This window comes from Rhizobium sp. CCGE 510, from assembly GCF_000292525.1.
Taxonomy (GTDB): Bacteria; Pseudomonadota; Alphaproteobacteria; order Rhizobiales; family Rhizobiaceae; genus Rhizobium.
The window spans coordinates 1-978 of record NZ_AEYF01000067.1; the positions used below are offsets into that span (position 1 = coordinate 1).

Consider the following 978-nt stretch of genomic DNA (forward strand, 5'->3'; position numbering starts at 1 on the left):
TGATCGCGGCCAGCGACAGGGTCGACATAAGCGATATGGCCTTTTGCATCGCAAAGACCGGAAACGCCATGATCGCCAATCCGATCACGATAACAACGAGCAGCCCGCTGGGATCGACCGGACCTTTCCCATCAAGACCGAGCCACGCGGCCGGGAGCGCCAAAATTGCGTAAAGGGGAAACCGCAGCCCGTATTGCGCGGCCGGCTCGATGCCGAGGCCGTCGAGCCTCTGGCTGTAAATCATCATCGCCGTGAGACTGACGGCAGACACACAGGTCAGCAGCAGTCCGGTCATGGCGGCAGTCCAGCCGCCTCGCACGAAGCCTGATTGTCCAAGCAGCGTGATCGCCGCCAGGTAACCGACGCCGATCACAATAGCTATCACGCCGACGCCTTCGAGCCGGTTCCGCAGCGGTGACGCTTCCGGTACTCGGCCGGCCGACGCAACAAGGACACTAATAGGTATCAGCCCTGAAAACACCGTGAAGACCACAGCCGGTTCGATCATTTGAAGCGCGAAGAAATATGCGATCCAGACAAGGGCCGTCGAGAGGTTCAAACCGAACACACTGGCTCTGTTGGCCCATGCAGTTTTCAGTTGATCCGGGGTCCGCATCTTTGCCCAGATCAGCGCTCCGGCTGCCGTGAATCCAAAGACTGCCCCGCCGATCAGGAACGAGTCATAGTCCTGAAATACGCCACCAAAAAAGACCGCTTGGACTGCCTCCAAGATCACAAAGGAAAAAGCCCAGACCAGGCCGCGCGTTGCATTGTTCATCATCACCACACCGATTTTCTACTTTGATACGGCGAAAATCGCGGATAAGGTGGCCAAAATTTCCGAATTATTGGTGTTTTAGACCACCGGAGGCGCGGCATTTGGATGAACTGGACCTCCGCATCGTGGCCGCGCTTCAGGCAGACGGTGCACTCACCAAGGCGGAGCTGGCAGAGGCGGTTGGCTCAACGCCTTCAACT

At 57.9% G+C, this 978-nt stretch carries 2 protein-coding genes; one reads left to right on the forward strand and one right to left on the reverse strand.

The genetic code is table 11. The annotated features are described in order from the left end of the window. The coding region (locus RCCGE510_RS32280; protein ID WP_007637609.1) for a hypothetical protein at positions 1-781 on the reverse strand (781 nt) is incomplete at its 3' end. A gap of 98 nt (positions 782-879) precedes the next feature. On the opposite strand from RCCGE510_RS32280, the gene RCCGE510_RS34365 reads away from it, so the two are divergent. Then, a partial coding sequence (locus tag RCCGE510_RS34365) for an AsnC family transcriptional regulator (RefSeq protein WP_157179978.1) occupies positions 880-978 on the forward strand: 99 nt, incomplete at its 3' end.